The 6,502-nt window shown below is 72.9% G+C and carries 8 protein-coding genes; 2 read left to right on the forward strand and 6 right to left on the reverse strand.

Annotated features, from left to right (window positions below):
• Positions 1 to 7: 7 nt before the first annotated feature.
• Positions 8 to 700 carry a TetR/AcrR family transcriptional regulator gene (locus tag ACW0Q9_RS06765; RefSeq protein WP_456179068.1) on the forward strand — a complete coding sequence of 231 codons (693 nt, stop codon included), beginning with the start codon at positions 8 to 10 and terminating at the stop codon, positions 698 to 700.
• Between the two features lie 15 nt (positions 701 to 715).
• Here the strand turns inward: ACW0Q9_RS06765 and ACW0Q9_RS06770 are convergent, their stop codons facing one another.
• The 6 genes from ACW0Q9_RS06770 to ACW0Q9_RS06795 form a co-directional block, all read right to left on the reverse strand.
• Entirely contained in the window at positions 716 to 1,684 is a 969-nt protein-coding gene (locus tag ACW0Q9_RS06770) for an NAD(P)/FAD-dependent oxidoreductase (RefSeq protein ID WP_456179078.1), read from the reverse strand.
• Positions 1,685 to 1,791: 107 nt separating this feature from the next.
• A complete protein-coding gene (locus ACW0Q9_RS06775; RefSeq protein WP_456179069.1) occupies positions 1,792 to 2,451 on the reverse strand; it encodes a rhomboid family intramembrane serine protease in 660 nt (219 codons plus the stop codon).
• Between the two features lie 100 nt (positions 2,452 to 2,551).
• On the reverse strand, positions 2,552 to 3,232 hold the full coding sequence (locus ACW0Q9_RS06780) for an aggregation-promoting factor C-terminal-like domain-containing protein (RefSeq protein ID WP_456179070.1): 681 nt from the start codon (positions 3,230 to 3,232) through the stop codon (positions 2,552 to 2,554).
• A gap of 276 nt (positions 3,233 to 3,508) precedes the next feature.
• Complete coding sequence (locus ACW0Q9_RS06785; protein ID WP_456179071.1) at positions 3,509 to 4,921, reverse strand: PhoH family protein; 1,413 nt, start codon at positions 4,919 to 4,921, stop codon at positions 3,509 to 3,511.
• Between the two features lie 341 nt (positions 4,922 to 5,262).
• Positions 5,263 to 5,688 (reverse strand): hypothetical protein, encoded by a 426-nt coding sequence (locus ACW0Q9_RS06790; protein ID WP_456179072.1) that lies wholly within the window; start codon positions 5,686 to 5,688, stop codon positions 5,263 to 5,265.
• Complete coding sequence (locus ACW0Q9_RS06795) at positions 5,685 to 6,026, reverse strand: hypothetical protein (protein WP_456179073.1); 342 nt, start codon at positions 6,024 to 6,026, stop codon at positions 5,685 to 5,687. The genes ACW0Q9_RS06790 and ACW0Q9_RS06795 overlap by 4 nt, the downstream gene beginning before the upstream one ends.
• Before the next feature lie 264 nt (positions 6,027 to 6,290).
• Between ACW0Q9_RS06795 and ACW0Q9_RS06800 the strand changes: the two genes are divergently transcribed.
• Positions 6,291 to 6,502, forward strand: a 212-nt coding sequence (locus tag ACW0Q9_RS06800) for a helix-turn-helix domain-containing protein (protein WP_456179074.1), incomplete at its 3' end; no start/stop codon positions are given.

The following is a 6,502-nucleotide window of genomic DNA, read 5'->3' on the forward strand; positions in this document are numbered from 1 at the left end:
TGGAGCCATGGTCGTTCCCTCGCTCCGCGCCCGGGTCCGCGCCGGCATGATCGAAGAGATCAAGGCGGTCGCCCGGCGCCACCTGGCCACCGACGGCGCGAACCTCTCGCTCCGCGCCGTCGCCCGGGACCTCGGCATGGTCTCCTCGGCGATCTACCGCTACTTCCCCAGCCGCGACGACCTGCTCACCGCGCTGATCCTGGAGGCGTACGAGGCGCTCGGCGACGCGGTCGAGGCGGCCGACGCCGGCGTCGACCGGGCCGACCTGCGCGGGCGCTGGCACGCCGCGTGCCGGGCCGCCCGGGCCTGGGCGCTGGCCCACCCCGCCGAGTACGCCCTGCTCTACGGCAGCCCGGTCCCCGGCTACGCGGCCCCGGACGACACCGTGGCACCCGCCCAGCGCCCCCCGGTGACCCTGGTCGGCATCCTCCGCGACGGGGTGGCCGCCGGCCGGCTCGACCCGTCGGGCGAGGAGCTGCCCGAACCGCTGCGGTCGGACGTGGCCGAGCTGGCCGCCCTGCTCGCCATGGACCTGCCGCCCGCGCTGCTGGCCCGGGGCATGGCCGGCTGGACCCAGCTCTTCGGGTTGATCAGCTTCGAGCTGTTCGGCCGGATCAACCGGGCCCTGCCGCACCGCGACGAGTACTTCGACCACCAGACCGGCCTGATGGCCGACCTGATCGGCCTGCCCGCCGCCTGAGCCCGGCGTCGCCGGTCAGGTGCCGTCTGAGGAGTGGCCCGGGAAGAGGTGCGCCGTCGGGTCGATGACGACCGCCGCGTTGTTGATCGCGGTGGCCGCCTCGCCGAAGCCGGTGGCGATCAGCCGGACCTTCCCCGGATATTCGGTGATGTCCCCGGCCGCGAAGACCCGGGGCAGATTCGTGGCCATCGCGCTGTCGACCACGATGTGCCGCCGGTCCAGGTTCAGGCCCCACTCGGCGAGCGGGCCCAGGTCGGCGGTGAACCCGAGCGCGGCCACCACGGTGTCCACCGGCAGCGTCTCCACCGCGCCGCCGCGCACGGTCAGCTCGGCGCCGGTGACGCGGTCCTCGCCGTGCAGCCGGCTCACCTCGGCGTTGACCACGATCCGCACCGGCAGGGCGCGCACCCGGTCGACGGTCGAGGCGTGCGCCCGGAACCGGTCCCGCCGGTGCACCAGGGTCACCGAGCGGGCGATCGGGGCCAGCGTCACCGCCCAGTCGAAGGCGGAGTCGCCGCCGCCCACGATGAGCACGTCCCGGCCGGTCAGCTCGGTCGGCTGCGGTACGAAGTAGACGATCCCGGCGCCCACGAAGCTGTCCGCCACCGGCAGCGGCCGGGGGGTGAAGCTGCCCAGCCCGCCGGTCACCAGCACCGCGCCGCAGCGCAGCTGGTCACCGCCGGCCAGCCCGAGCACCGGCCGCCCGTCCAGGTACGACAGCTTCTCCGCACGCACCCCGAGCAGGTACTCCGGGCGGAACGGCGCGGCCTGGGCGACCAGGTTGGCCACCAGCTCCCGCCCCTTGATGGCGGGAAACCCGGCGACGTCGAGGATCAGCTTCTCCGGGTACATGGCGGTGACCTGACCGCCCGGCTCGGGCAGCGCGTCGATCACCGCCACGGAGAGCCCGCGGAACCCGGCGTAGTAGGCGGCGAACAGCCCGGCGGGGCCGGCCCCGATCACGGCGACATCGACCTCGCGCATGGCGTACCGTCCCGTCACTTCGCCAGGGGATCAACGCGTGCTGATCCCGACGGTAGGCGGGCCGGTGGCCGCGGGCAAGCACGTCCCGCCGGCCGGTGGACGTGCCGTCAGGGCAGCGTGACGGGCGGTGTCCCGAGCGGGTCCCGCCCCGCGCTCTCGGCCCGGCGGCGGAACAGGATCGCCGCGACGGCACCGCCGAGCAGCCCGAACAGGTGCCCCTGCCAGGAGATGCGCTCGTCGGTGGGAAGGATGCCGAGCAACTGCCAGCCGTAGAGCAGGCCGACCAGGAGCACCACGGCGAAGTTCCACCAGCTCCGCTCGACGATGCCGCGGGTGAGCAGGATGCCGAGGTAGCCGAAGATCACCCCGCTCGCGCCGACCACCACCGAGTTGGGCGAGCCGGTGAACCACACCCCGAGGCCGCTGACCAGGATGATGACAAGCGTCGACCAGAGGAACCGGCGGGTGCCGGCGGCCAGCACGAAGGTGCCGAGCAGGATCAGCGGGATGCTGTTGCTGTAGAGGTGGTTCCAGCCGGCGTGCAGGAACGGCGAGAAGAACACGCCGTCCAGCCCCTGGATGTGGTGCGGGATGATGCCGGCGGTGACGTCGAGGTCGGCGCGCAGGCCGACGTCGACGGCCTCGACGAGGAAGAGCACCGGCACGACCGCGCACATGGCGACGAAGGCGCGGCCGAGCGCGGCGTAGAACGCCTCGGTGCCGAACCGGTGCGGGTCGCCGCCCGTCGGGCCGTCATGCCAGGTCACCCGTCAACAGCTATCAGCAATCGCCGCGCATTGCCACCCGAGCGGGAGATGACGACGGCGGGGCGTGCGAATCTCCGCACGCCCCGCCGTCAGTGTCCGATCAGTACCAGCCGGTGCTCTGCGAGTGCTGCCAGGCGCCGCACGGGTTGTCGTACCGGCCCTCGATGTAGCCGAGGCCCCACTTGATCTGGGTGGCCGGGTTGGTCTTCCAGTCGTCCGCCACCGAGCCCATCTTGCTGCCCGGCAGGGCCTGCGGGATGCCGTACGCGCCGGACCCCTCGTTGTAGGCCTTGTGGTTCCAGCCGCTCTCCTTGGTCCAGAGCTTGTCCAGACAGGGGAACTGGTCGATGCCGAAACCCTCGTCGATCATGAGTGCGCAACCGATCTTGCGGTTGCCGCTGAACTCCTCGCAGGAGGCCGGGATCGGCCCGTCGTACGGCTTGGCCTCCGCCTTCGCCGCGGCCTCGCGCTCCTTCTTGCGCGACGCGGCCGCCGCCTCGGCCTGCTTGGCCCGCTCGGCGGCCTCCTTGGCCGCCGCCGCGGCCCGCAGCTTCGCCTGGTACTCGGCGGCCCGCTGCTTGGCCGACTCCAGGCGGTGCTCGGCCTGGAGGTCGCGCTGGTACGCGTACTCCGTCCGGTCGACCTCCAGGCCGACCTGCGCGGTCAGGCCCTGTTGCTGGGTCTGTCGGTCTTCGCCCAGATAGAAGCCGCCGGCGACGCCCACGGAGAGCAGCGCGACAGCGGCCGTACGGGCACCGAACCGGCTCCACAGCCGACTCACGAAGTGTCCCTTCGTCGGGGGCAAGGACACGGCGCGACGCGTGGCCCAGGAGCGGCCGCGGCGGCGCCGTGAGCGCCCCGACCCTCGCGGTCGCAGCCGACGCACCGGTGTTCGTGGCCCTCCGCCGTGCCGTGGCGAATGATGCTCGACGATCTTGGTGGTGCTGAGGCGCTCGATGGACACCATTGCGCACAGTGAGACCGATGGGAAACCAAGGACGCCAATTGTGATCTGCGCCACACAATTAATGCCCGCAAATCAGGGCAAAGGCCAGCCTCAGAGCGGGATGTCCTCCAGCAGATCGGTAACCATCGCGGCGATGGGAGAACGCTCCGAACGGCTGAGGGTGACGTGCGCGAAGAGGTGATGACCCTTCAGCGCCTCGATCACCGCGGTCACCCCGTCGTGCCGCCCGACGCGGAGGTTGTCCCGCTGGGCCACGTCGTGCGTGAGCACCACCCGGGAGCCCTGACCGATCCGGGACAGCACGGTGAGCAGGACGCCGCGCTCCAGCGACTGCGCCTCGTCGACGATGACGTAGGCGTCGTGCAGGCTCCGGCCGCGGATGTGGGTCAGCGGCAGGACCTCCAGCAGGCCCCGGGAGGTGACCTCCTCCAGCACGTTCTCGTGCACCACGGAGCCGAGGGTGTCGAAGACGGCCTGGGCCCAGGGCGACATCTTCTCCGACTCCGAGCCGGGCAGGTAGCCCAGCTCCTGGCCACCGACCGCGTACAGCGGGCGGAACACGACGACCTTCTTGTGCCGGCGGCGCTCCATCACCGCCTCCAGGCCGGCGCAGAGCGCCAGCGCGGACTTGCCGGTGCCGGCCCGGCCGCCGAGCGAGACGATGCCGATCGACTCGTCCAGCAGCAGGTCGAGCGCGACCCGCTGCTCCGCCGAGCGGCCGTGCACGCCGAACGCCTCCCGGTCGCCGCGGACCAGCCGGACGGTCTTGTCCGGCAGCACCCGGCCGAGGGCCGAGCCCCGCGCCGAGTGCAGCACCAGGCCGGTGTGGCAGGGCAGGCCGGCGGCGGCGTCGAGGTCGAGGGTCTCCCCCGCGTAGAGCCGGCCGATCTCCTCCTCGGCCAGCTCCAGCTCGGCCATCCCGGTCCAGGTCGGGTCGCTGGCCTGGCCGTGCCGGTACTCGTCGGCCCGCAGGCCGACCGAGGCCGCCTTCACCCGCAGCGGCATGTCCTTGCTGACCAGGGTGACCTCGCGCCCCTCGGCGGCGAGGTTGAGCGCCACGGAGAGGATCCGCGCGTCGTTCGACTCGTTCCGGAACCCGGGCGGCAGCACCCCGTCGTCGGTGTGGTTCAGCTCCACCCGGAGGGTGCCGCCCTGGTCGTTGGCGGGCACCGGCCGGTCCAGCCGGCCGTGCCGCACCCGCAGCTCGTCCAGCATGCGCAGCGACTGCCGGGCGAACCAGCCCAGCTCGGGGTGGTGGCGCTTGCCCTCCAGCTCGGAGATGACCACCAGCGGCAGCACCACCTCGTGCTCGGCGAAGCGGTGGAAGGCCGCGGGGTCGGAGAGGAGGACCGACGTGTCCAGGACGAAGGCTGGGCCGGCTGGTCGGGGCTCCTCGGTGCCGGCGGACGCGGCGGCCGTGCGACGGCTGCGGGTGGTCCGGCGGGTCGTGGCGGTCGCGGCCGGGGTCTGGTCGGCACCGGCGGGGGTACGGCGAGTGGTCACAGGCCTGCTCCGCGGATGGGCACCCGGCCACCCGAGTTCCGCCTCTTCCGGTGCCCGGTGGGACACGGGGTCGGATGCGGGCCCCGTGCGCGAGGTCGCAGGTCCGGGCTGTCCGGCTGGCCCGGGAAAACCCCGTGCCATGCCTAGACGCTAATGGCCGGAGGCGCGGTCGGCTAGTGGCGCGAGTGGATCACACCGGAAGGAGGGATGAACGGCGGCGGAACCGGCCGGGATGCATGCCCCCTGCGCGCATCCCGGCCGGCGGAGCCGCCGTCACCGGTCTGACGGCGGCTCCGACGGTGCGCGTCCGCCGCGGACGGCACACCGTGCCTGGGGGGACCTCAGCCCTGACGCCGGACCAGGGTCCCGGTCCGCGGCCCGCCGGCCGCGCCGAACGAGGAGCCGGTGTAGGTGGTGCCCTGCCGGGTGGCCAGCCCCCCGAGCTGGGTGGTCGTGGTGGCCCGCAGGGCCGGGGCGGACGTGGCCCGGGCGGTGACCGCGGCGGGGACGGCGGTGCCGGCGAACGGCGTGCCGCGCCCGGCCGGGCCGGTCACCACGGCCGGGGCCGGCCCGGCCAGCGCCGAGGCGATCGCGGCCTGCGCGTCCCGGCGGCGTCGGTTCCAGGCGCCCCGATCGCCGTCGAAGTAGCCCTGGCGGTAGCCGAACCGGTAGCCGATCCGGTAGCTGAGCTGGCCGTGCAGGCGGCCCGCCGCGTAGCAGGTCGAGCCGAGCACGAGAACCAGCACGACGGCGAGGAACGGGCTCATCGCTCGTCCGTCCCGGGCAGGGGGTCGACGACCAGCAGCCGCTCCAGGTCGGCGGTGCTGACCTCCTCGACCAGCTCGACGCTGATCCGGCAGCCGTCGACGATCACCTCGGCCACCGAGGCACGGCGGATCTCGCCGCCGGCGTCGTAGACCCGGACGCTCAGCTCGGGACAGCCGAGGTGGGTCCGCCAGGCGTCCCACTCGTCGCGGTCGCCGACGCTGAGGGAGAGGTAGCGGCAGCCCCGGGCGAGGTAGAGCCGCCACGGGGCGCTCAGCCCGGCGGTCACCCCCTCCGCGATCAGGCCGAAGGCCTGCGCACGGGTCGCGAGCTCGGTCACGAGACCCCCTCGACACCCGCGGAGTGACGCATGTGAGCACTCGTCGTCTCATGCACGTGACACACCGTAAGTTGTCTCATGAGCGTGACAGTATCAGCTTTTCGTCTGTTTACCGCCGTACTGGCGTCCATCTATTCTGCCCGGGTGACACCCCTCAGGAACAGCTCTGGATCGTTTACCGAGAATCGTGGATCACCGTCACGTCGGCGTGACAGCAGCGTGCCGGGACGCGACGCCGAGACCGACTGGCCGTACCGTCACGGGGTGACCGAGACCGCCAACGCACGGAAGATCGCCTTCGCCACCTTCGTCCGCCGCGCGCTGGAGGACGCCCGCGCCATGCGGGCCTGGAGCGGCACCGAGGTCTCCCGGCGCACCGGCGTCTCCCGCCAGACCATCAACCGCTGGGTACGCGGCGACTGGGCCAGCGACCCGGAGGCCGAGCGGGTGGTCGCCTTCTGCGAGGGGCTGGGGCT

The organism is Micromonospora sp. I033 (genome assembly GCF_053890995.1).

Bases quoted from the DNA above. Each gene is read 5' to 3' on its own strand.
- ACW0Q9_RS06765 (WP_456179068.1), top strand. From the start codon at position 8: ATGGTCGTTCCCTCGCTCCGCGCCCGGGTCCGCGCCGGCATGATCGAA.
- ACW0Q9_RS06770 (WP_456179078.1), bottom strand. From the start codon at position 1,684: ATGCGCGAGGTCGATGTCGCCGTGATCGGGGCCGGCCCCGCCGGGCTG.
- ACW0Q9_RS06790 (WP_456179072.1), bottom strand. From the start codon at position 5,688: ATGAGCCCGTTCCTCGCCGTCGTGCTGGTTCTCGTGCTCGGCTCGACC.